General features: G+C 62.7%; 22 protein-coding genes and 2 tRNA genes. 11 read left to right on the top strand and 13 right to left on the bottom strand.

Translation table 11 applies throughout. The features are described from left to right. Positions 1-272 precede the first annotated feature (272 nt). From EV688_RS00750 to EV688_RS00740, 3 genes are all read left to right on the top strand, one after another. Positions 273-1367, top strand: coding sequence for an acetamidase/formamidase family protein (locus EV688_RS00750; RefSeq protein ID WP_162883849.1), 1095 nt, complete (start codon positions 273-275; stop codon positions 1365-1367). Between the two features lie 255 nt (positions 1368-1622). Then, complete coding sequence (locus tag EV688_RS00745; protein ID WP_117316385.1) at positions 1623-2477, top strand: CPBP family intramembrane glutamic endopeptidase; 855 nt, start codon at positions 1623-1625, stop codon at positions 2475-2477. 118 nt (positions 2478-2595) lie between these two features. After that, positions 2596-3462, top strand: coding sequence for an SDR family oxidoreductase (locus EV688_RS00740; protein ID WP_117316383.1), 867 nt, complete (start codon positions 2596-2598; stop codon positions 3460-3462). On the opposite strand, the gene EV688_RS00735 is transcribed toward EV688_RS00740, so the two are convergent. Both EV688_RS00735 and EV688_RS00730 read right to left on the bottom strand, forming a co-directional pair. Further along, the gene (locus EV688_RS00735) at positions 3456-4727 is read right to left on the bottom strand and encodes a DsbA family protein (RefSeq protein ID WP_205686565.1); all 1272 of its coding nucleotides are present in this window, start codon (positions 4725-4727) and stop codon (positions 3456-3458) included. The genes EV688_RS00740 and EV688_RS00735 overlap by 7 nt on opposite strands. A 17-nt stretch (positions 4728-4744) precedes the next feature. After that, the gene (locus EV688_RS00730) at positions 4745-5584 is read right to left on the bottom strand and encodes an SDR family oxidoreductase (protein ID WP_117316382.1); all 840 of its coding nucleotides are present in this window, start codon (positions 5582-5584) and stop codon (positions 4745-4747) included. A 114-nt stretch (positions 5585-5698) separates the two neighbouring features. Between EV688_RS00730 and ilvD the strand changes: the two genes are divergently transcribed. Then, a complete protein-coding gene (gene ilvD / locus EV688_RS00725) occupies positions 5699-7387 on the top strand; it encodes a dihydroxy-acid dehydratase (RefSeq protein ID WP_117316380.1) in 1689 nt (562 codons plus the stop codon). A gap of 42 nt (positions 7388-7429) precedes the next feature. Here the strand turns inward: ilvD and purE are convergent, their stop codons facing one another. The 6 genes from purE to EV688_RS00695 form a co-directional block, all read right to left on the bottom strand. Continuing rightward, positions 7430-7918, bottom strand: a complete 489-nt coding sequence (gene purE / locus EV688_RS00720; RefSeq protein ID WP_205686564.1) for a 5-(carboxyamino)imidazole ribonucleotide mutase — start codon at positions 7916-7918, stop codon at positions 7430-7432. Then, on the bottom strand, positions 7915-9069 hold the full coding sequence (gene purK, locus EV688_RS00715) for a 5-(carboxyamino)imidazole ribonucleotide synthase (protein ID WP_276309865.1): 1155 nt from the start codon (positions 9067-9069) through the stop codon (positions 7915-7917). The genes purE and purK overlap by 4 nt, the downstream gene beginning before the upstream one ends. A gap of 52 nt (positions 9070-9121) precedes the next feature. Next, on the bottom strand, positions 9122-10369 hold the full coding sequence (locus EV688_RS00710; RefSeq protein ID WP_117316377.1) for an MFS transporter: 1248 nt from the start codon (positions 10367-10369) through the stop codon (positions 9122-9124). Continuing rightward, the gene (gene ribB, locus EV688_RS00705; RefSeq protein WP_117316375.1) at positions 10366-11481 is read right to left on the bottom strand and encodes a 3,4-dihydroxy-2-butanone-4-phosphate synthase; all 1116 of its coding nucleotides are present in this window, start codon (positions 11479-11481) and stop codon (positions 10366-10368) included. The genes EV688_RS00710 and ribB overlap by 4 nt, the downstream gene beginning before the upstream one ends. Before the next feature lie 17 nt (positions 11482-11498). Further along, positions 11499-12680, bottom strand: coding sequence for a thiolase family protein (locus tag EV688_RS00700; protein WP_117316373.1), 1182 nt, complete (start codon positions 12678-12680; stop codon positions 11499-11501). Positions 12681-12800: 120 nt separating this feature from the next. Then, on the bottom strand, positions 12801-13838 hold the full coding sequence (locus EV688_RS00695) for a GlxA family transcriptional regulator (protein ID WP_117316370.1): 1038 nt from the start codon (positions 13836-13838) through the stop codon (positions 12801-12803). 119 nt (positions 13839-13957) lie between these two features. Between EV688_RS00695 and EV688_RS00690 the strand changes: the two genes are divergently transcribed. The 3 genes from EV688_RS00690 to EV688_RS00680 all read left to right on the top strand — a co-directional run bounded on the left by EV688_RS00690 (position 13958) and on the right by EV688_RS00680 (position 17281). After that, a complete protein-coding gene (locus tag EV688_RS00690; protein WP_117316368.1) occupies positions 13958-15820 on the top strand; it encodes a beta-ketoacyl synthase in 1863 nt (620 codons plus the stop codon). Between the two features lie 66 nt (positions 15821-15886). Further along, positions 15887-16444: a nitroreductase family protein gene (locus EV688_RS00685; RefSeq protein ID WP_117316366.1), complete on the top strand. Its 558-nt coding sequence runs from the start codon at positions 15887-15889 to the stop codon at positions 16442-16444. Positions 16445-16468: 24 nt separating this feature from the next. Then, the gene (locus tag EV688_RS00680) at positions 16469-17281 is read left to right on the top strand and encodes a crotonase/enoyl-CoA hydratase family protein (RefSeq protein WP_117316364.1); all 813 of its coding nucleotides are present in this window, start codon (positions 16469-16471) and stop codon (positions 17279-17281) included. A 30-nt stretch (positions 17282-17311) separates the two neighbouring features. On the opposite strand, the gene EV688_RS00675 is transcribed toward EV688_RS00680, so the two are convergent. Further along, a complete protein-coding gene (locus tag EV688_RS00675) occupies positions 17312-18088 on the bottom strand; it encodes a hypothetical protein (RefSeq protein WP_117316362.1) in 777 nt (258 codons plus the stop codon). 76 nt (positions 18089-18164) lie between these two features. Here EV688_RS00675 and EV688_RS00670 point away from each other — a divergent pair, with 76 nt between their 5' ends. Then, positions 18165-18956, top strand: a complete 792-nt coding sequence (locus EV688_RS00670; protein ID WP_205686563.1) for an alpha/beta fold hydrolase — start codon at positions 18165-18167, stop codon at positions 18954-18956. Between the two features lie 2 nt (positions 18957-18958). Further along, positions 18959-19285 carry a DUF3301 domain-containing protein gene (locus EV688_RS00665; protein WP_117316358.1) on the top strand — a complete coding sequence of 109 codons (327 nt, stop codon included), beginning with the start codon at positions 18959-18961 and terminating at the stop codon, positions 19283-19285. Between the two features lie 49 nt (positions 19286-19334). Here EV688_RS00665 and EV688_RS00660 read toward each other — a convergent pair whose 3' ends face one another. Both EV688_RS00660 and queD read right to left on the bottom strand, forming a co-directional pair. Next, positions 19335-19946 carry a LysE family translocator gene (locus EV688_RS00660; protein WP_117316356.1) on the bottom strand — a complete coding sequence of 204 codons (612 nt, stop codon included), beginning with the start codon at positions 19944-19946 and terminating at the stop codon, positions 19335-19337. A gap of 398 nt (positions 19947-20344) precedes the next feature. Continuing rightward, positions 20345-20701, bottom strand: a complete 357-nt coding sequence (gene queD / locus EV688_RS00655) for a 6-carboxytetrahydropterin synthase QueD (RefSeq protein WP_117316354.1) — start codon at positions 20699-20701, stop codon at positions 20345-20347. A gap of 177 nt (positions 20702-20878) precedes the next feature. Between queD and EV688_RS00650 the strand changes: the two genes are divergently transcribed. Together EV688_RS00650 and EV688_RS00645 are read left to right on the top strand one after the other, a co-directional pair. Next, positions 20879-20954: transfer RNA gene (locus EV688_RS00650), tRNA-Val, on the top strand. A gap of 40 nt (positions 20955-20994) precedes the next feature. Then, positions 20995-21071, top strand: a tRNA-Asp gene (locus tag EV688_RS00645). A 94-nt stretch (positions 21072-21165) separates the two neighbouring features. Here EV688_RS00645 and EV688_RS00640 read toward each other — a convergent pair. Further along, positions 21166-21678 carry a GNAT family N-acetyltransferase gene (locus EV688_RS00640; protein WP_117316352.1) on the bottom strand — a complete coding sequence of 171 codons (513 nt, stop codon included), beginning with the start codon at positions 21676-21678 and terminating at the stop codon, positions 21166-21168. Beyond that, a complete protein-coding gene (locus EV688_RS00635; protein WP_117316350.1) occupies positions 21675-21962 on the bottom strand; it encodes a type II toxin-antitoxin system TacA family antitoxin in 288 nt (95 codons plus the stop codon). Before EV688_RS00635 ends, EV688_RS00640 begins: the two co-directional genes overlap by 4 nt. Between the last annotated feature and the right edge of the window lie 555 nt (positions 21963-22517).

Raw genomic sequence — 22517 nt, 5'->3', positions numbered from 1 at the left:
TCACCTAAGATGGCGGCGGCCTGATGCAGCGTTAGGTGTATCATGACTGTGGATGCTGTCCCGTACCGATGCAGGGCCTGGGCAGAGGAGTACGGGGAAGAATCCGTGGAAACCCTGATCAGGAGTCAGACATGAGGAAGGTTTTCAAAACCACACGACAAATCCCGATCCCGGGTGCACGAGCGACTGACCTTTGGAACCGGTGCACCACGCTGGCCTGCGCCCTCATCGTCGGGTTGGCGGGGTGCGGCGAGGGTGATGAGGGAGGACCCGTGGCTGCCGCGGCCGTGGCGACTGGCTACACCATCGACCACGAGGTGCCGTCCACACCCGAGAACCTCGTCTGGGGCTGGTTCCCGATCGACAAGGAACCGGTGCTTCGGGTCGCACCCGGTGAGACTGTGCTCATACAAACACTTACCCATGCCGGCGCGACGCAGGACCAGGAGCCCATTTCCTACCTCACCGGGATGGGCGTGCCGCGTGAGGAAATTCTCGACGATGTGCTGGCGTTCTGGGCGGACCGGGATGGGCGGCTCCGCGAAGGCGCGAGCGGGCACGTCATCACTGGCCCCCTCTACATCGAAGGCGCCAGCCCGGGCGATATGCTCGAGATTGAGATCCTCGATGTCACCACCCGGGTTCCTTGGGGAATCAACAACACCAGCCCCCGCGGCGGCGTATTCTCGGCAGCATATCCTGGTTTCACGGAAGGGGATCAGGAACTGGATATTGCTCCCGGCACCCGCCACCTGATTCGCACGGGGATGTCGGGTGGGCGTGAAGTGGCGTTTTTCTCGCCCACGATCGAGGTACCCCTCGCACCCTTCATGGGGATCATGGCCGTGGCGCCCGATCCGGTGGTGGGCGAGCCGGGGGTAACCGTGCCCGGGGTGCATAGCTCGCGGCCGCCGGGTAAGTTCGGCGGGAACCTCGATGTAAAAGACTTCAAGGCGGGGACGACACTCTACCTCCCGGTCTTCCACGAAGGCGCACTTTTCTATGTCGGCGACGGACACGGCGCGCAGGGCGACGGCGAGGTCAGCGGGACGGCCATCGAGCAGTCGCTTAGCGGCATTTTCCGTTTTGCTGTGCACCCCGGCCGCGCCCCCGCCACGCCACGCGCCGAGAACGACACGCACTACATGATCACGGGCATCGATCTCGATCTTGATCGGGCGATGCGCAATGCTACCCGGGAGGTCGTGAACTTCCTGGTCGAAGAGAAGGGACTCACGGCGGCCGAGGCGCTCTCGATCGCCAGCATCGCCGTCGACTTCCGTGTCAGCGAAGTCGTCGACCTGACCCAGGTCGTCACGGGGTTCGTGCCCAAGGAGATCTTTCTGCCCCGGCGCAGCATCGAATGACTGACACCGATCTACCAGCCCTGCCTGCCAGCGAGGCTGCTTCTCAGCAGCAGGACGCGGCGTCTCCGCCGAAACTTTCTTGAAACGACCTTAAGTCTTTGCACCGCGGGTTTTCCAGGCTCTGATGCGCGCCCGGGCCGGGAACAATACGCCGGAAGACCGTCGGTTCAGGACTGCAGGCAATAGCAACACCCCAAGGCCTGTATACTGTTGCGGGGAATCTGACGCCGCAGGGAGAGTGTGAGAGGTGCGTGAATGAGTTCGGAGAAAACCAAGCCGTCTGCGCAGTCAGTGCCAGAGCCGCCGTTGCGAAACCCGCGCGCTTTGCTGTGTTTTCTGCTGGTCACCTTCGCCTGGTCCTGGTGCGCCCTGTTGCTGCCTGATGATCCCTGGCTGTTTGCGGCTGCCTTTGGTCCTTCGCTGGGTGCCCTGGCGGCTGCACTGCTGGAGCATGGCAGGGCTGGCCCCGCGCGACTGTGGCAGCGCCTGGGGCCGCTGGACGTGGGGTGGGGCACCTGGCTGCTGGCGGTCTACGCGGTGGTGCCGGTGGCTATCGTTGGCCTGCTGCTGTTTGGTGCTGCCAATCTGCGCGAAACCGGCGGTACAGCGGCTATCCTGGTATTCATGCCCTTTCTCGCGGCGTTCTCGCTGTTGCCCGGTCCTGTCGGCGAAGAGCTGGGCTGGCGCGGGGCCCTGTTGCCCTGGTTGCTGCTGCGCTGGCGGCCGCTGCCGGCCACCCTGCTGCTCGGTCTGGTCTGGGCGCTCTGGCATGCGCCGTTGTGGTGGCGTCCCGAGTTTCGAATGGGCGCCTCCCCGCTGTTGTTCGTTCCCTTGTACACCCTGTCGCTGATGGCCATGTCGGTAATCATCACTGCTATCTGTCTTCGCGCCCGCGGCAGTGTGGTCCTGGCCATGGTTACGCACGCCGCCCTGAACGCAGCCGCTATCCCCTTTGCCCTGGTGCATGAGCGCGGACAGCTTCCCGTTGAGGCCGTGGTGCCCGTGACGCTGCTGATGTGTGTGACCGCCATGGCGGTGTGGTGTGGCGTTGGCCGCAGAGCCGCAGATGTTCACCTGCCCGGGCATGTCATTGCAGAGCGTTCGGGCTAAACCGCGACACAACTTTCCCGTCCCACTGCGATAGCGTAGAGTTCTTCCCTCACAAGCGACCGGTTTACGCACCGAGAATCGTCAGTCCCCAACCCTCCGAACAGCAGCAGGTACAGCCATGAGCTTGAAGAACAAAACGCTTTTCATTTCCGGTGGCAGCCGGGGTATCGGCCTGGCCATTGCCCTTAAAGCAGCGGCGGATGGTGCCAATGTGGCGATCGCGGCGAAGACGGCTGAGCCACATCCGAGGCTGCCCGGCACGATATACACTGCAGCGGAAGCCATTGAAGCGGCGGGCGGTCATGCGCTGCCCGTGCTCTGTGATATCCGTCATGAAGACCAGGTCAAGGCCGCAGTGGAGCAGACGGTCGAACGCTTTGGCGGTATTGATATCTGTATCAACAACGCCAGTGCCGTGAGTCCCACACCCACGCTCGATACCGACATGAAGCGCTACGACCTCATGCAGGACGTCAATACGCGCGGCACATTCATGGTCTCGAAGCTGTGCATTCCCTATCTAAAACAGGCGGAGAACCCGCATATCCTGACGCTGGCGCCGCCGCTGGATATGGACGCCAAATGGTTTGCGCCACACCTGGCCTACACCATTGCCAAGATGGGAATGAGCCTATGCACGCTGGGGCTGGCGCGCGAATTTGCCGCCGACGGCATCGGCGTCAATGCCCTGTGGCCGCTGACGGCGATTGACACGGCGGCGATCCGCAACGTGCTCGGGGGCGAGGCTGTCGCAAAGGGGAGTCGCACGGTGGATATCATGGCCGATGCCGCGTACGTGGTGATGAACCGTCGCGGCGACGCCTGCACCGGTAACTTCTTTATCGATGAACTGCTGCTGAGACAGGAGGGCGTTTCTGACTTTGATGTCTATGCGGTTGAGGCTGGAGGCAGTCTTTTCCGGGACTTTTTCGTGCCCGATGCGATTGCTGAGGCGCTGCCGACAAAAACTGAAAGCGGCTATTGAGGGTCGCTTAGCGCCGCTTCCACCTGCCACAGACGGTCCTGTCCCCAGACCGCCGTGTCGCCGACGCGGAAGCTGGGGACGCCCCATAGCCCCAGTGAAACCATCTCCCTGCGATTCGCTTCCGCCTCTGCCCGCCAGGTGTCCGTGTCGAGGTGTGCGCGGGCGCGAGCCCATGGCAGACCCGCGGATTCGACAATTCGTCGTATGCCCCTGTCGCTGCCCGCATCGATCCCCTGCGACCAGACGCCGCGCAGAAACGCCAGGCAGTATTCTTCTCCCCGCCCTTCATCGCGCGCCCAGGGCAGCAGGGAGTAGCCGCGCTCCACGGGTTTGCCAAGCGGATCGGCGATGCGGCCAAAGGGCATGCCCAGGCGTGCGGCTTCACGCGCAACGTCGGTCATGATGTACATTGTCTTGGCCCTGGGCACGGGAAGCCCGCGCATGACCATCGGCAGCACGAAGCGCAGCTTCAACGATGCGTTGCTGCTGCGTGCGAGCTCGAAAACCCTCGGGGCGGCAAGGTAGCTGTACGGGCTCCGGAATGACAGGAAGAAGTGCAGCTCCCTGCCGTGTGCGTTGCCGGGCGGGGCGGGTGAGGATTGTGCCGGTATCAGTAGGTCACCTGTCGCGCGCGTGCGCGAGAGCCCTGCGTCCTGCAGACGGCGCTCCAGATAGTGCAGCCGGTCTGGCCCCCAGTACCATTCGCCCCCATAGAACAGCGTGGCGCCGAGGTAGTGGCCGGCTGCCTGCCGTCTCGCGTTGCCGGCATCGACCGCGGCCTGCGCCCCGTCCGCGGGGCAGGAACGCAGCGACCGTCCGCGCCAGAGTGCGTCGCTGATGCCGGGACTCTCTTCGAAAAACCGGCCCCGGTCGATGGCATCTGCCAGCGCGGCATTGGCAAGCTTTACGGCAGCGGCCTGCGGCTGCTCATGGTGACGGGCGAAAGCAAGGCCAAGGTGATCGGCGAGACTTGCCGCATCCCGGCGAGACCAGTCCACCAGCATGCCGCGCTCTGGCGCGGCCCAGTCCGGTGGCGGCCCGACCAGCCAGGGTTTGAACTCGACGGCGTACTGTTCCTGCAGCCGCGGTAGCAGCTGCAGCATCAGGTGACTGTAGGGATCGTCGCTCTGGTGGAAGTATTCGATCACCGCAGGGCGTCCGCGTTTCTGGCGCTTCTTCTCGTAACGCTCGTGATGTCGCAAGCGACGCTGCGGCGACAGCAGACGCTCAAGGGCTGGCGAGGCGATGAGGCTCTTAAGCGTCACGCCGTCGCCACCGGCTCTCAGACACGGTCCAGCCCGGTAACGCGCCGCAGAATCCAGTCGGAGATTGCGGTGGGCAGACATTTTTTCAGAACAATGAACACATTGTTGCGACCGCGGGGCGTTACGTAGCGCGGCCGGGGTTGCGCCGCCTCGCAGGCCTTCACCACGGTCCCGGCCACGGTGACCGGGTCGGCGCCGCCGGCGTGCAGGCGGCGATGGAAGCGGATGAAGATCTCGAGCTGGTCGCGGTAGGCGCCGGAGTCATCGGCGTGCCTCTGCAGCTGCTGACGTTCATGCTCGCCGAAGCCGGTTTTCACCGCGCCGGGCTCTACCAGCACCACGTGTACCCCATGCGGCTGCAGCTCAAGGCGCAGTGCGTCGCTGATGGATTCCACCGCGTGCTTGGTGGAGGCATAGGGCGCAAAGAAGGGCATGGTCACGTGGCCTGCTACCGAGGACACATTGATGATGCGGCCGCGGCCGCGCTCGCGCATGGCGGGGAGAAAGGCGCGGGTGACCCGCACCAGACCAAAGACGTTAGTCTGGTATTGCGCCTCGAGATCGGCGTCACTCACCTGCTCAAGGGGGCCAGCGCAGCCATAGCCCGCGTTGTTGATCAGTATGTCCAGCGCGGCCCCCTTCAGGAGTGATGCCACGGCGGCGGTAGCGCGCTGCACGCTGTCCGCGCTGGTGACATCCATTTCCAGGGGATGGATGTTGCTGAACTGTCGGTCGAGCGCTTCGAGAACCTGGCGGTTGCGGCCCGCCGCGATCACTGTGTGACCCTTGTTGGCGAGCAGAATGGCGGCAGACTTGCCGATGCCCGCGGTGGCGCCCGTGATCAGTATGGTTGACATGGATGACTCCGCATTGCCGGCTCAATGCCGCAGCAAAGGCTGCAAGATAAGTATTTGAGGCGCTGACTGCAAGTGACCTAGAATGCGCTCTCCGACGCATGCAGGAGATGCCCAGTGGCGAGTAATCGCAGATCAAAAAATATCACCCAGGGTGTGCAGCGCGCGCCGAATCGCTCCATGTATTACGCCATGGGTTACAGCGGTGACGATTTCAGCAAGCCGATGATCGGCATCGCCAACGGGCACTCCACCATCACTCCCTGCAACGCCGGGCTGCAGCCCCTGGCAGATGCCGCAGCGGAGGCGCTGCGCGAGTCCGGCGCCAATGCGCAACTGTTCGGCACGCCCACGATCAGTGACGGCATGTCGATGGGCACCGAGGGTATGAAGTACAGCCTGGTGTCCCGGGAGGTGATTGCAGACTGCATCGAGACCTGCGTCGGCGGCCAATGGATGGACGGCGTGCTGACCATCGGTGGCTGCGACAAGAACATGCCCGGCGCCATGATGGGCATGCTGCGCGCGAATGTGCCCGCCATCTTCGTCTACGGCGGTACAATCCTGCCCGGTCGCTACAAGGACCAGGACCTGAACATTGTCAGTGTGTTTGAAGCCGTGGGCGAACACAGCGCGGGACGTATCAGCGATGAAGACCTGCTCGCCATCGAGCGCAACGCCATCCCGGGCAACGGCTCCTGCGGCGGCATGTACACGGCCAATACCATGAGCTCGGCCTTCGAGGCGCTGGGTCTGAGCCTGCCGTACTCGAGCACCATGGCGAACGTTGAGGGCGAGAAGATCGACAGTGCGCGCGACAGTGCCCGGGTGCTGGTGAAGGCGGTGGAAGCGGACCTGAAGCCGCGCGACATCGTAACCCGGGAATCCATCGAGAATGCGGTGGCGGTAATCATGGCCATCGGCGGTTCGACCAACGCGGTGCTGCACTTTCTTGCCATCGCCCACACCGCCGAGGTCGACTGGAGCATTGATGATTTCGAGCGCGTGCGCCGCCGCGTCCCCGTGCTGTGTGACCTGAAACCCAGCGGGCGCTACCTGGCGATTGATCTGCACCGTGTGGGCGGCATTCCCCGGGTGATGAAAATGCTGCTCGACGCGGGCCTGCTGCACGGCGACTGCATGACCATCACCGGCGAGACGGTCGCCGAGTCACTCGCGGGAATTCCCGCTGGCTGCCCGGAAGGCCAGGATGTTATCCGGCCCCTGGATAAGCCGATGTACCGCGAGGGCCATCTGGCGATTCTGCGCGGCAACCTGGCGGCGGAGGGCGCCGTGGCCAAGATTACCGGGCTGAAAAACCCGGTCATTACCGGCCCGGCGCGCGTGTTCGACGATGAGCAATCGGCGCTGGATGCCATTCTTGCGGGCAGGATTCGGGCCGGGGATGTCATGGTGCTGCGCTACCTGGGTCCTCGCGGTGCACCGGGCATGCCGGAAATGCTGGCGCCGACGGGCGCACTGGTGGGCCAGGGTCTGGGCGAATCCGTGGGCCTGGTCACCGACGGTCGCTTCTCCGGTGGCACCTGGGGAATGGTGGTGGGCCACGTGGCCCCCGAAGCCTACGCCGGTGGCGTCATCGCGCTGGTGGAGGAGGGCGACAGCATCACCATCGATGCGCATCAGCTGTTGCTGCAGCTGCACGTGGATGATGCGGAAATTGCCAGCAGGCGAAGCGCCTGGCAGGCGCCCGCGCCTCGCTATACCCGCGGTGTGCTGGCAAAGTTCGCGCGCAACGCTTCCAGTGCCAGCCGCGGTGCCGTGCTGGATCTGCCGGACGCGCCGTAGCCGCGGCGACGCAGGGCAGTCAGGGCGGCCCTGGCGCCGGCGCTACTCCGCGCGCAGCTTGTCCGACTTGGCCATCACGCGGTCCCTCAGGCCCTGCTTGTAGTCGTGGAGTCGCTGTCGCAGCGCGGCGTCCGATGTGCCAAGGATCTGCGCGGCGAGAATGCCGGCGTTGGTCGCGTTGTCGATGGCCACGGTGGCGACCGGAACGCCGGCGGGCATCTGCACGATGGAGAGCAGGGCGTCTTCGCCCGCCAGCTTGGTTGCGCTGACGGGGACACCGATAACCGGCAGGACACACAGGGAAGCCACCATGCCCGGCAGGTGCGCCGCGCCACCGGCACCGGCGATAATCACACGAAGGCCGCGTGCCTCGGCCTCGCGGGCGTAGGCGTAGAGTTTTTCCGGTGTGCGATGGGCGCTGACAATGTCCACCTCTGTCGCTACGCCGAGTTCCTCAAGAATGCTGGCAGCGGCGCGCATGACCGGAAGGTCTGAGTCGCTGCCCATGATAATGCCGACTTGTGCGCTCACGCGATGGCTCCCTGTTGTCCGCCTGTCAGGTGCTTATAGGCCGCGGCCACCTTGTCGGCCGCAGCAATCGGGCTGTCACCGGTGGCCGTGATATGGCCCAGCTTGCGCATGGCGCGTGAGGGCGATTTTCCGTACCAGTAGATGGCGGTGTCACCACTGCGATCACAGCCGGCATCGCGACCCTCCGCGGCCGCTTTCAGGCTGTCGTTGCACAGCAGGTTGCGCATGGCGGCCGGCCGGCGCAGCGCCGTGCCCGCCAGCGGCATCCCGGTTATCGCCCGCAGGTGCTGCTCGAACTGCGAGCTCTCTGTCGCGTCCAGCGTGAAGTGCCCTGCATTGTGGACACGCGGCGAAATCTCGTTGATCAGGATTTCGCCGTTTTCGAGACGGAACAGCTCTACGCCAAAGACGCCGATGCCGTCCAGGGCCTCGATCGCGCGCGTGGCTACCTGCTCGGCCTTTGCGAGCACGCTCTCGTCGAACGCGCTCGGCGCGAACACCCAGTCGAGCACCGAGTGGCCGGTATCGAAGGTCATGTCTACCGGGGGAAACGTGCGCATTTCGCCGTCGGCTTTTCGTATCACCATGACGGCGATTTCCGTGAAGTGTCCCGCGTAGGCCTCGTAAAGCGTTTCGCCAGGCCAGGCGGCGTTCAGGTCGTCGTGACCGTGGATGATCTGTACCCCACGACCGTCGAAGCCGCCGCGCAGGCTTTTCTGGACCAGCGGATAACCCAGCACTGCGGCGGCCTCACCCGCGCCGCTCACCGCATGGCTGAGAAGGAAGGGCAGTGTCGGCAGATCTGACTCTGCCAGCCAGGTTTTCTGCAGGGCCTTGTCCTGAATGATCTCGATTGTGGCGAGGCGCGGGTAACACCTTACCTCCCCAGCGGCTTCGGCGTTCCTCAGTATCTCAAGGGCAATTCTGGAGACATCCTCGCGCTCATAGGTAATGATATCGCTGCGTTTTACGAGTTCCGCAATGGCCGCAGGGTCCTCCATGCCGCCGACAACGGCAGTATCCGTGCGCTGTGCCGCGGCGCTGTCAGCGTTGCTGGTAAGTATGGCGGTGGTAATGCCGAGCCCCCCGGCCGCTTCGCACAGCAGCATGCCCAGTTGCCCATCACCTACTATGCCGATCCGTGTTGCCATCATCTGCCTCGTTTTTTTGAAGTCACGAACTATACCGGCGCGAAGTTTATCATCAAGCCCCGATTCTGGCGTCGCGTCTGCAGCCAACTTCGGCCAGTGCGCTGGCCAGTGCGACGTAAGCCGCAGCAACCAGGGCCATGGCGCTGAGCGTGACCCCCGCGTCCAGCCCCCAGCCCATGACGACGGGGGCGATGGCGCTTGCGCAGACCATCAGCGCCGTCGTGACCGACTTGATGGCACCGAGGTGCAACGTGCCGTAGCGCTCGGCGTAAAAGGGCGAGGCCGCGGTGGTATACAGCCCGGTGGAAACGCCGATCAGCAGCATGAAGCCGACGGCGGCCCAGGCGGCATCGGCCAGTCCCAGCAGAAGCAGGGACGCGCCCAGGGGCAGGATCATGAACGGCAGCAGGGGTTGGGCGCCGAAGCGGTCGATCATGAGGCCGGTGACAAACTTGACCGCCGAACTGGTGAGGGCATACAGCACATACAGCCCGGCCCAGAACGGCAGGGTCCAGCCCTTTTCCGCGACCAGCTGCACCTGGTGAAACATGAAGCCGGTGAACAGCAGCGGCTGCGCCATGAGAGCAGGTAGAAACAGGTAGAGCAGGGGGTCGCGAAGCATGTCGGCGCGGCTCCACTGCCGTCTGGCGGCCGGGTTCTGCGTCCCGTCGGACCGGTACTCGGGGCGCAGGGTGTCGAGGTATTGCGCATGGCGACGCCCGTGATCCCGCAGCAGCAGCCAGACCAGCGGCGGCATGACCAGCAGCAGGACGGTGCCCCAGGCGAAAAACGACTGTCGCCAGCCCCAGGAAGCCAGCAGCGCTACCGCCAGCAGCGGCAGCAGGGCCTCCGCCACGGCGAAGCCGCTGGTGGCAATGGCGCTCGCTTTGCCGCGACCGTCCGGAATATAGCGAACGACGCTGGTCAGACCGGCCATGGACATCAGTGCCTGGCCGGTATGGCGCAGCAGCAGGAAACCGAAAAACAGCAGCACCGGTCCGCTGGCGAGTCCAGTGAGGTAGCAGCCTGCACCCAGTCCCAGCACGATGAGATAGCTCGCGCTGCGCAGGTCCCAGCGATCAATCAGGCTGCCGGTCCAGAGCAGCAGAAAAGCACTGAGCAATGTTGCGCCGGAGTAGAGCAGGCCGAACTCGCTGTGGCCGAGATTCAGCTCCTCGCGGATGTCGCCGCTGAACAGGGCGATGAAAAACGTCTGGCCATAGGATGAGCCGAAGGTCATCAGAAAGCCGAACAGGAGCAGGCGCCACTCCCGCCGGAGTAGCGGAAGGAAACTTTTCACGCGGGGTCGGGCTGGACGAACTCCGTGATTTCCAGCTTGAAACCGGACAGGGCGTTGAAGTGGATCGGTGAGGACATCAGACGCATGCGGCCCACGCCAAGCCGCTTCAGAATCTGTGAGCCGGTGCCGATCACGCGGTAGTTCTGTCGACCCTCGCCGCCGGCGATGCGGACCGGTTTCGGGAAGGCATCGATTTCCTCAAGCTGTGACTCGAGGCTCTGCTCCTGGCCGATCAGCACCACAACGCCGTGGCCCGCGCGCGCGACTTCGCTCATGGCACGCCGATAAGACCAGCCCGGCGCGCTGCCCTCAATGCGTGTGCCCATGATATCGCGCAGGTTGTTGATGGTCTGCACGCGCACCAGGGTGTCGGTGCTCTCTTCCAGCTCGCCAAGGCTGAGGGCGTAATGCAGCGTGTGGTCAACCTGATCGGTGAAGGTATGTAACTGGAAGGTACCAAATTCGGTGAGTACCGGCTTGCTGCTGTGAAGCTCCACAGAGTGCTCGTGCAGTGACCGGTACTGGATCAGGTCGGCAATGGTGCCCATGGCGAGACCATGCCGCTCTGCAAAGACCTCGAGTTCGGGCCGCCGCGCCATGGTGCCGTCCTCGTTCATGATTTCCACGATCAGCGCCGCGGGCTCGAAGCCCGCCATGCGTGCGAGATCGACGCCGGCCTCGGTGTGACCGGCTCGGCGCAATACGCCACCGGGCTTTGCCACCAGCGGGAAGATGTGGCCTGGCTGGCGAATGGAGTTTGGGCCCGCGTCGCTGGCCACTGCAGAGCGCACCGTGTGAGCGCGCTGCACGGCGCTGATGCCGGGGCCACGCTTTTCCGCGGCGTCGATCGATACGGTGAAATTGGTTTCGTGCTGGGAGCGATTGTCCCTGACCATCAGCGGCAGCTGCAGCTGACGTGCGCGACTCTCGGTGATCGGCATGCAGATCAGCCCGCAGGCTTCGGTCGCGAAGAAATTAATGATGTCCGGGGTTACCGCCTCAGCGGCGACAATCAGGTCGCCCTCATTCTCGCGGTCCTCATCGTCCATCAGGATGACCATGCGCCCGGCACGGATATCATCGATAATTTCGGGAATGCGGGTCAGGGCCATGGTCAGGTCTCTCGCTATCAGCAGCGTTCAATGGCAACAGCGGTGGCTTCACCGCCGCCGATGCACAGCGCGGCGATACCGCGTCGGCCGCCGCTTTTCTCGAGCGCGTACATGAGGCTCACGATGATGCGTGACCCGGTCGAGCCGATGGGGTGGCCCTGGGCGCAGGCGCCGCCGTGAACGTTGACCCGCGCGTGGTCGAGGCCCAGGTCTTCCATGGCCATCATCGTGACCATGGCGAAGGCCTCATTGATTTCGTAAAGATCGACCTCGCCGGCGTCCCAGCCCGTGCGTTCCAGCACCTTGCGAATGGCGCCGACCGGCGCAATGGTGAACTCTGCGGGCGCCTGGCTGTGCCGCGCGTGCGCGACAATCCGCGCCCGGGCCTCGAGGCCGCGTCGCTCTACTTCACTGCCCGCCATGAGTACCAGGGCACTCGCGCCGTCGGAGATGGAGCTGGAGTTGGCCGCCGTAATGGTGCCGTCCCTGTCGAACACGGGGCGCAACGCGGGGATTTTATCGACCGCCGCCTTGTGTGGCTGCTCGTCGTCGCTGACCACGGTTTCGCCCTTGCGGTCGGTCACCGTGACCGGCGCTATCTCCCCAGCGAGTGAGCCATCCTCAATGGCGCGCTTTGCGCGACTGAGGGATTCGATGGCAAAGGCGTCCATGGCCTCGCGCGTCAGGCCGCGGGCGTTGGCGGTTTCCTGGGCGAAGGAGCCCATCGCGCGTCCCGTGTAGGCGTCCTCCAGGCCGTCCAGGAACATGTGGTCGTACAGTGTTGCCGGCCCCAGGCGCACACCACCGCGCGCTGCCGGCATTAGGTGGGGTGCCCGGCTCATGCTCTCCATGCCCCCTGCGACCACGGCGCGATTGGTCCCGGCCCGGATGCTGTCGATGCCGAAAATGGTGGCCTGCATTCCACTGCCGCAGGCCTTGTTCACCGTCACCGCTCCGGTGGCGTTGGGGATGCCCGCGCCGATCGCCGACTGTCGCGCGGGGCATTGTTTGAGCCCCGCCGGCAGCACGCAGCCCATGAAGACCTCATCAATGTCGCTGCCCGTGACCGACGCCCGCGACAGCGCGGCGCGTATGGACGTGCTGGCAAGTTCCGGCGCCGGCACGCTGCTTAGCGCGCCCATCAGTCCGCCCATCGGCGTGCGTGCGCCGTCCAGAATAAAGACCGTTTCGTTGCTCATAGCCGGTGCTTCCGTGTTGCTGCAGGAAAGGCGCGCCTGCTGGACCGTGCTGCCGTGTGACACGGTGCGGTCTGGCACGTTTTGCGAGGCTGTGCATTTAGCCATAGCCCTTGATCAGACTCAAGCAGGGTCGCCCGGAGCAGGGTCACCCGGGGCGGGTGGCGGGCTGTCGCTGGCGATGAAGCGCTTGCCGCGCACTGCCGCGCGGTAGTCGCGGGGTGGCATGCCCACCCGCAGCCGGAACTGGCGACTGAACAGACTGGCGGACTGCCAGCCGCAGCGCCAGGCGATCTCGTTGATATCGAGGTTACTGTGCAGCAGGAGTGACCTGGCCTCGCCAACCCGCAGCTGCATGGCGTACTGCAGCGGCGACATGCCGGTGGCGCGTCGAAAACGCCGGGTGAAGGAGCGCGTGCCTAGGCCCGCATTCCGTGCCACTTCCGCGAGGGGCTGCGGGTTCGCCAGCTGCTCCTGCATGCGCATCTGCGCCTCGAGTATCACCTCGTCATGGTGTGCGGTGTGTGTGCCCTCAAGGAAGGCAGCGGTCTGGAAGGTGCGCCTGATCTCGGGTGAAAACTGGTTTTCCACCGCCCGCGATATGCGCTTCCCGTACCATAGCTCCACGACATGGACCATCAGGTCGGCGATCGAGTTGACGCTGCCCACGCAGAAAATGTTGCCGCTCTGGGTAATCAGGTGGCGTCGCTTCAGATGCACGTCCGGGTAGCGTTTCTCGAAGCGGTCAAAATAATTCCAGTGGGTGGTGGCCGAGCGCCCGGACAGGAGGCCGGCCTCGGCGAGCAGGCAGCTTCCCGTGCCCACGCTGCACAGCAGGGTGCCCCGTTCATGGCGACGTCGCAGCTCGGGCAGCAGGTCTGCACACAGCCCCAGGGTGCGATCGGGGCTGCGCCAGATCGCGGGCAGAATGAGCATCTCCATGGTCGGGGCATCCTGCAGCTGTTCGCCGGCGCGGAGCGTGAGACCGGAACTCAGGGTGATCGAGCGCTCTGCCGACGCCGACAGCAGCCGGAACTGTCCCTGGGCCGCGCCGCGTCGGGCCACGCTGGCGAGCTGGCTTGCGGCATGCAGGATCTCCATGGGCAGCGTGATGCTGGTGGCCAGGGCGTCGGGGTAAAGCAGGGCGGCAGCAGTGCGCATTGTCAGGTCGAATCCGGGACAGTGAGCAAAAGTGTAATGAATGTGGCCGGAAATAGATAATAACGCGGGTCCTGTCCCCGTACACTGGCGCGTCACAGTGAAATCACGAGGTACAGTCAGTGTCGCAGCAAGCGTTGCCGGTCATCGTCGGATTTGGGGGTATCAACAGTGCGGGTCGGGTGTCTGGCCACCACGCGTTTGCCCGGCTCGTGGAGTCGCGTCTGACGACGCCGGCGCGGGAAAATATGCTGGCCTCGCTGCGACAGGTGCAGGCGCGACCGTCTGCCAGTGAAGCGGAGTTGCTGGCTGGCACACTGATACGGCGCATCGAGGCCTCACATTACGATCCCGACGCCGTGCCCTGGAATCGCCGCGTGACCACTGGCAGTGACGACACGCCGACCACGTTTCAGATGGCGCGCCGGGGCCTGCCGCAGCCCCTGCCGCCGGGCTGGTCAGTCACAGATATCGACAGCCAGCGCGTGGCGGTCACGGCGAAGGGCGCACAGGACATCCTGCTGCCGTCGACCCGGGATTTCGAAGTGAAAGTGGCCAGCCAGTTACCGACCGGTTTTGATCCCGGCGCGCTCTACGCGTCGCGCAATCATCCGCGGGGGCTGCAGATGGCCATCTACGCGGCCTCCGATGCGCTGGGCCAGCTGGGTATCGACTGGTCGACCGTCATGCGCCATGTCAGCGCTGATGCGGTAAGCGTGTATGCCGGCAGTGCCATGGGCCAGCTCGATGATCCGGGCACGGGCGGTATGCTCAAGGCCCGCTCCAACGGTCAGCGCTCTACGTCCAAATACTGTCCGCTGGGACTGGCGGAAATGCCGGCGGACTTCATCAATGCCTATGTGCTGGGCTCGATGGGCGCCACAGGCGCTACCCTCGGAGCCTGTGCCTCTTTTCTGTATAACCTGCGCAATGCCGTGAACGATATCCGCAGCGGACGCGCCCGGGTCGCGGTGGTCGGCGGTGCCGAGGCGCCGGTGACGCCCGAGGTCATGGAGGGCTATGCGGCGATGGGTGCCCTGGCCACTGACAAGGGCTTGCGCCAGCTTGACGGTCTGACCGATGACGAGACGCCCGATCATCGGCGTGCCTGTCGCCCGTTCGGGGACAACTGTGGCTTCACCATGGGCGAGTCGGCGCAGGTGCTGGTGCTGTTCGACGATGCGTTGGCGATGGAGCTGGGCGCGTCGGTCTACGGCTCTGTCACCGATGTCTTCGTGAATGCGGATGGCTACAAGAAGTCCATCTCGGGCCCCGGTGTCGGCAATTACATCACGGTGGCCAAGGCTCTCTCGGCGGCCAGAGCGATCGTCGGTGAGCATCACCTGCGCCATGGGGGCTTCGTCCAGGCGCACGGCACGGGTACGCCGCAGAACCGCACGACAGAATCCGAAATCCTCAGCCGCAGTGCTGCCGCCTTCGGGATTGATCGCCTGCCCGTGGCAGCGCTCAAGTGTTACCTCGGGCACTCTCTGGGTGCCGCGGCGGGGGATCAGGTGGCAATGACCCTCGGCATCTGGGCGCACGGGCTGATTCCCGGCATTACCACGACCACGAGACTCGCAGATGATGTGAAGCGGGACAGTCTGTCATTCTGTCTGCAGCATACCGAGATAGACACCGAGGCCCAGGCCTGGGCACTGATCAATTCCAAGGGCTTTGGTGGCAACAACGCCAGCGCCATGCTGCTCAGTCCGACGATGACCTCGCGCATGCTTCGCGCCCGTCACGGCGATAGCAGCGTGAAGCGCTGGCAGGCGGCCAACGAAGCGGTCCGTGCGGCGCGTGATGCCTATGATCAAGAGGTAATTGATGGCCACCGCAACGTTATCTACCGCTTCGATCACGGCGTCCTGGGCGATCACAACGTCAGTTACGACGGCAGCACGTTGCGGGTTGGCGATGCGGCTATTGATCTGCAGCTGGCGTCGCCCTTTGCGGATATGCAGTCCTGGCGTGAATCCTGATTGTTGTCCTGCGTCACCGGACGAGGGCTGTTATCATTCTGCCTATAAGGGTAACGCGTGAACGGAATGTCTGAACCGATTGATCTTTTACTGCAGCGAAATTCAGCGCCGCGGCTGACGCTGCCGGGGCCCGATACGCAGGAGCAGAAGCTGATGTTCCAGGCGGCCCTGCGCGCACCGGACCATCTCTGGCTGCGGCCCTGGCGGTTTCTGGTGGTGGAGGGCGAGCGACGCGAAGCGCTGGGCCGTGTCATGCTGGACTGTCTGCTGCGACGCGATCCCGAGGCAGACGAAACGGTACGCGCCAAAGCCCTGAATGCACCGCTGCGTGCGCCGTTGCTCATTGTGGTGCTCGCCGACATTACGGAACATCCCAAGGTGCCGGCAGTAGAGCAGCGACTCTCGGCGGGCTGCGCGGCCCATGCAATATTGCTCGCGGCAGAGGCGCTGGGTTATTCCGGCGTGTGGCGCACCGGGAATCCGGCCTATGACCCGGAGGTGGTGGCCGCTCTGGGTGGCTCGCGTGACGAGGAGATCACCGCCTTTCTTTATATCGGGACGCGCGAAGGCACGGCGAAAACGCTGCCGGCGATGAGCACGGATGATTTTGTTGCCCGCTGGTAGCGGGTCTACCGGAGGTAACGCCTAATGCAACCTGAGCTGACAACGCTTGCCGTCAGTATTGAAGACCACGTGGCGGAAGTGGCGCTGAACCGTCCGGACAAGGCGAACAGCATGAACAGTGCCATGTGGCGCGAGCTTCAGTCCTGTTTTGAATGGCTGGACCGATGCGACGAGGTTCGAGCCATTATCCTGACCGGAAATGGTCGGCACTTCTGCGCAGGTATCGATCTCGGCATGTTCGGCGAATTGCACTCTACGAGTGATGACCCGGCGCGGCGCGCAGAGCAGTTCCGCCAGAATGTGCTCGCCATGCAAGACAACCTGAGCGCACTGGAGAAGTGCCGCAAGCCGGTACTCGCGGCTATTCATCACACCTGCATTGGTGGCGGGATTGACCTAGTGTGCTGCTGTGACATGCGCTACGCCACGGAAGATGCCTATTTTTCCGTGCGTGAGGTCGACATCGGCATGGTTGCCGACGTCGGTACGCTGCAGCGCCTGCCGAAGCTGATTCCCGAGGGTGTCGCCCGCGAGCTCGCCTATACGGGGCGCACCCTGCCTGCCCGGGAGGCACGTGAGGTCGGTTTCGTCAACCGCGTGTTTGAGCATCGGGAAGCGATGCTTGCGGAAGTTCGGCAAATAGCTCGGGTCATCGCTGGCAAGTCGCCTCTGGTGATCCGTGGAACCAAGGATATGCTGCTGTATTCCCGCGATCACAGCGTGTCAGACGGGCTCAACTACATCGCGACCTGGAATGCCGGCATGATGAGTGCGAAAGATCTGGAAGAAGGTATCACCGCGCAGGCCGAGGGCCGTCCTGCGCGCTATTCCGAGTAGTCCGTCAGGCGTTCGGGTACTTGCCAGGTGTCAGGGGTTGCCCGGCCAGTCCTGCATCTCGATCAGGGGATGAAAGGCCAGACGAATGCCCTCCTGAATATAACTGCTGTTTTCCAGAATGTTGCGTCGGCGCACGTAGCGTCCACTGGAGGAGCGGGTGTCGATTGCATCCGTGGCATCGATGCCACCGCGGCTGACGAACAGTCGCTTCAATTCCATATCAAACACGGTCACCTGCAGCGAGACCACCGACGCCGGCAGGTTCCAGTCAAAATCGCCGCTGACGCCGCTGCCCGGCCCCTGCAGTGACGGTCGGCGCGAAACCCCGTCCCAGCGCGCGAGGTGTTTCAAGCCACCGTTGAACGGGGTTTCCAGTTCAATCAGGTCGGTGAATACGAACGCATCCAGATCGGTCTCTTCCTGCATGCGATCGCGCACGCTCTGCATGAGCTGGGAGAAGGTTTTCATGTTTACCCGGCCGGTCGTTGGGTCAACCGGATCGCCGAAGGCACGCACCGCCGTGTTCCAGTGCTGCCGGAAAGTCCTCTGCGGCAGAACGTTGTAGCCATTTTTTTCCATGTAGCTGGCGACCCGACCATCGATTACGGGCGTGACTTCATCCAAATAGTTGCGCGACGGCGCGCCGAGGTTGACATGGGCGATCACGACGGTCTTCAGCGGTTTGGCGGCGAGGGCCTCGCGCTCGATCTCGAAGGGAAAAACGGTGGGGTTGTGTGTCGGACCGCTGGCGCAGGCGGCCAGAAGCAAAACCATGGCCGCACAAAGCAGGCGAAAACGGGAAGGCATGGGGGTTATCACGCGGTACAATCTCCTGATAAAACGCGGATGGTACCAAAAAGCGAACAGTGCGGCAGGAGAGCAGGTGACAGAAACCGATAGCAGTGGGCTTAACGTGATCTCCGAGGGTGAGGGTGCGGATGTCGTCCTGCTCCATGGCCTGTTCGGGATGGGGGCGAACCTTGGCGGACTGGCGAGGTCCCTGCGCGATGTCTGTCGCGTTCACCTCGTGGATCTGCCCGATCACGGGCGCTCCGGATGGACCCGTCAGTCCGACCTGCACTCAATGGCGAATGCACTGGCACATTGGCTGCAGGCGCAGTCGATTGCGGGTGCGCATTGCGTCGGGCACTCGCTCGGCGGCAAGGTGGCCATGCAGTTTGCGCTGGATCATCCGGCATCGGCAGCGTCTGTCGTTGTGGCAGATATCGCGCCGGTTGCCTACTCGCGGTCACACGACGCGGTATTTGCCGCCCTGAGCGCGGTTGACGCTGCGGGCTGTCGGAGCCGCGCCGAGGCAGATGCGATCATGGCAGGCGAGATTGATGACGCAGGCGTCCGCCAGTTCCTCCTCATGAGCCTCTATCGCCGTGAAGACGGCAGTTATCACTGGCGCTTCAATCTCGAGGGTCTGCAGCGCAATTACGCGGCGTATCTGCAGGCACCGGCGTTTGATGCAGCCTTTGATGGACCTGCATTGTTTATCCGGGGCGCGCTGTCGAGCTACGTCAAGGACGAGTATCTTGCGGACATCCACGCTGCATTTCCCGCGGCCTCGGTAGAGACCATGGCTGACTGTGGACACTGGCTGCATGCTGAGCAGCCGGCGGTGTTCAACTCACTGGTCCGGAAATTCATTGTTGGCGAGGCTGACTGACCATGACGATAGAACTGCTTGATCTTCTGGTGGTTGGGGTGATTGGTGGCTTTGCCCTGTTTCTGTTCAGTGCAACCCGGGTACGTGAGCTTGCAATCAGCGCGGTAAAACGCGCGGCCCGCGATGGCGACTTTCAGCTGCTGGACGACAGCGTCAGTCTGCAGCGCATGTCTTTCAGTCGGGACAACACAGGCATGTGGCGGGTGTGGCGCCAGTACCGCTTTGACTACAGCTATGATGGCGTGCAGCGTGAGCAGGGCGCGGTGATCATGCTTGGCAAATCCCTGCAGGCGCTCGTGGTTACCGAGCCTGATCGGGTGCTGCACTGACTGCCAGTGGAGTAACGCGGCACGTTTATCGAACTCATCGCGTGTTCCACTAGCGCAGCGTTGTTGCAATGACCCAGACTGCCAGTGCCGCCAGCAGGACCGCCAGGCTCCGGTTGAGTGCCAGCGAATGGATAGACAGGTTGCGCTGAATGGCCAGTGCGCCGGCGGCGAGCGCGACACCGGCGTACCACAGGGCGTCGATCACACCGCCCGTCAGGATCATGATGATACCGCGCAGCATACCGGCGCCGGGATCGAGGAACTGACTGAACAGCGCGAGCATAAAGATGGCGAGTTTCGGGTTGAGCAAGGCAACCGTGGCGCCGCGGACGAAGCCAGAGCGACCGGACGGTGCATGAGGTTGCTCCACGTCGGGGCGGCCCGCGTTCCATGCATTGAAAGATAGCCACAGCAGATAGATGGCTCCCGCCAGCCTGATCCCGGTGTAGAGGGCCGGCATGCTGGTGATCACCAGGCCTAGACCGCAGACGGTGATCAGCGCGTACAACATGACGCCGAGGCCATGTCCCAGCGCCGTTGCCAGGCCCGCGCGCCGTGAGCCGAGGAGTGTTGATTGCAGGACGACGACAAGACTGGGTCCAGGGGATGCGGCCCCCAGCAGGCAGATCAGGGCGAGCGCAAACCACTGGTCAGGCGACATCAGGCGGTTGCCTGTCTGTCCACAGAAGCTGTGGATAAGTCAGTGAGTAATTTGTTCAGCATAGCGTCGAAGCCTGTCGCTGTGGGCTTTGTTACAAATTGGTCAAAAAACCATCAATTATAAAAAATACATATATAACAATAGCTTATGAGGCCTACCTCAGAATCTTCGTGTACAGGCGAGCCTAAGGAACCTGCTTGACGGTGCTGCCCCGGAAATGTGCATAACAATTTCCGGGGTGCTACCAAGTGTAACCTTGCGGTGCAAGTGGAAACGGAAAAATTTTCCTGCCCGAGGAGGCGCATGACAGCCGGTGAACGTCATTACATATCCATGGGGCGGGGTGTTTCCAGGACAACAGCGTTTCCCAAGGTGACATCGGTAACGTCACCGCACCCTCACTCACCGCGATACCTGCAGCCGGAGGTGCAGGTCTCGCGTATCTCGACGCAGCTGAGCGCGGGCAGCGCCGGCTGCAGCCGCTGCCAGATCCAGCGACAAAGATTCTCGCTGGTGGGATTCTCAAGACCCGGAATGTCGTTGAGGTAATAGTGATCGAGTTGCTCAAGAAGGGGGCGAAATCCGGCCTTGAGATCAGCGAAATCCATGACCCACCCGGCGGGCTCCGGCGCCTCACCCGAGACGGTAATGCGGACGTGGAACGAGTGGCCGTGGAGTCTGGCGCATTTGTGGCCTTCCGGCACGTTGGGCAGCCGATGCGCCGCTTCAAAATGAAAGTCTTTGTAGATGTCCATAGGCTGAAGAGTTTTCCGGGATAAAGGGCGCAGTATAAGCGGGTTGTCCCGCCGGTGGCAGGGCACTGGGTCGGCGTTTACGGTCGGTTCAGCTGCAGCAGACAGGTGCGTTGAAATTTTTGGTCCGGGACGTTTGACAGGACGCAGTTTATCTCTATAATGCGCGTTCTCGATCGGGGGTGGTTAGCTCAGCTGGGAGAGCATCTGCCTTACAAGCAGAGGGTCGGCGGTTCGATCCCGTCACCACCCACCACGTTTTCGCCGCCTGGCGTCAGCGGATCGAGACCTACCGTGGAGCGGTAGTTCAGTTGGTTAGAATACCGGCCTGTCACGCCGGGGGTCGCGGGTTCGAGTCCCGTCCGCTCCGCCACTTTTCTGTACCGTAGTGAAACGGCTCTACCCACTTAACGGGGGATGCACCGATGTTCACTCAACCCGGTTTTTGTTGCCGGGTACCCCAGGCTCTATTTGATTGTCTCGATGGATTTCAGTGGCAAAAATAGTCGCCGGCCATCCTGGCTCAAGGATAAAAAGCCGTACTGCTGGTAAAATCGCGCTGCCTCTCCATCGATTGCGTCCACAACCATGGCGTAGATCGCTATCTCGGCACTAACTGCAAGAGTCCGGGTAATCGCATCCATCAGAAGCATTTTGCCGATACCGGAGCCTCTGGCATTTTCATTCACGGCAAGTCGGCCCAGCAGCGCTGCGGGAATCGGGTGCCTCGGCAGCTTTCGGGACATTTCATCGGGTAGTGCCGCGAGGTCGATCGACAGGCTGCTCAGGGTGTAATAGCCGAGGATTAAGCGAGGTTGATCATGGCTTCTCGCAACAAAAACACGGCTGATTCTGCGCTTTATGTCCCGACGAGCCTGCTGGCGAATGTAGGTGTCCAGTGCCGCGACGCCGCAGGAAAAGGTCTTTCGGTCATGCGAAGCGGAAATCGCCTCGATAACCAGCGGTTCGCCTGGCGTCATTGATCGGTAACACGTTGCCGGTATTCGTCCAGAGCTGATAAGAGTTTTTTGTTGAACGTTACGGGGGCGGATAGCGCCTGAAAAAATGCATCAGCCTCGGCGGTATTGAGCCTCATGGCCTCGTGTTCCTGAACCGTTTTCTCGGCATGCGCCAAGGCACTGTTCAGCACAAATTTACTGACAGTCTGGCCCTCAAAACTGGCTGCCCGTTCCAGGATTCGCTTGGCGCTGTGCTTCAGTCTGAGGTTGATACGCTCGTCTTTGGATTGGGATGTTGTGCCCATGAATCTGTCTCGTATTACGCTAATGGAGTCTTTAGTGTACGTCAGAACGGTGCTTTAGTAAAAAGGGGTTCCCACGGAAAAGAGAGGAGGTTGTTGGGAGATAAGCCAGTATCAGTGGTGCTTGGGAGGAGAATTCACTTCAAGGGACGGGCTTTTGCGAACGCATGCGCTAGTGAGGCAGAGACTTACGAGTGTTATGGGACCAGCACGGCACGAGTATAATGCTCAGAGAAGATTAATATTAGATATTGCATGAAAATATAATTATATGCTGTTGAAATATATAATAATTTATCTTTAAAAGCCGGTGGCGACGCGGGGCGATGTTAGACTCGTCCGCTCCGCCATATTTATCAATCACTTACGTCGCTTTTCGCAAAATTTGTGGGGTCACTGTGCGGTAATGTGTCAAATCTCCTTGGATTTTTAGTCTTTGCACATTCTTCGATGAACTCCAAGTACGTGCGCGGTAACATTTCTCCTGCGTCGCGGCAGCACAGCAATCTGCTTTTCTCTGGCGTTCGCCATGTACACAGGCTGTTAGGCGACTACTGC

The organism is Chromatocurvus halotolerans, assembly GCF_004340525.1.
Taxonomy (GTDB): domain Bacteria; phylum Pseudomonadota; class Gammaproteobacteria; order Pseudomonadales; family Halieaceae; genus Chromatocurvus; species Chromatocurvus halotolerans.
Note: the sequence above shows the minus strand (reverse complement) of the source record. Positions and strands in the feature narration are given on the sequence as shown.